Source organism: Candidatus Protofrankia californiensis, assembly GCF_900634765.1.
In the GTDB taxonomy this organism is placed as follows: Bacteria; Actinomycetota; Actinomycetes; order Frankiales; family Frankiaceae; genus Protofrankia; species Protofrankia californiensis.
Genome location: NZ_CAAAFT010000260.1, coordinates 2,320 through 2,779 on the forward strand (window position 1 = coordinate 2,320; position 460 = coordinate 2,779).

Below are 460 nucleotides of genomic sequence, written 5' to 3' on the forward strand. Positions count from 1 at the left end.
CCGTTCCAACCGACGACGGGACACCGTACGAGGCTAGAACACGACTCTTGGATCTTCAGCGGCGCCTGTGGCGACAACCGGTACGGTGCCAACCGGCCGCCGTCCGGACGACAAGCAGCTCGCGTCCGGACGCAGGTCAGCGGTCTGCCGCCTGGACGCCGAGGAGGTCGACGACGAAGACCAGGGTGTCATCGGCGGCGATCACGGGCGGCTGCCCGCCCTGTGGGCCGTAGCCGAGGTCGGGCGGAATCACGATCTCGCGCCGTCCACCGACCTTCATCCCGGCGATGCCCTGCTGGAAGCCGGGGATGACCTGGTCCAGCGGGAAGGGGACCGGCTGCCCACTCTGCCAGCTCGAGTCGAACTCCTTGCCGCCAGCCCACAACGCACCGACGTACTGGACCAACACGGTGCTGGTCCGCGCCGCGGCCGCTCCGGTACCGACCACGAGGTCCCGGGT

At 69.6% G+C, this 460-nt stretch carries 1 protein-coding gene; it reads right to left on the reverse strand.

Annotated elements, in window-relative coordinates:
* Positions 1-136: 136 nt before the first annotated feature.
* The coding region (locus tag DD1DGNOD_RS14190; protein WP_206443164.1) for an FKBP-type peptidyl-prolyl cis-trans isomerase at positions 137-460 on the reverse strand (324 nt) is incomplete at its 5' end.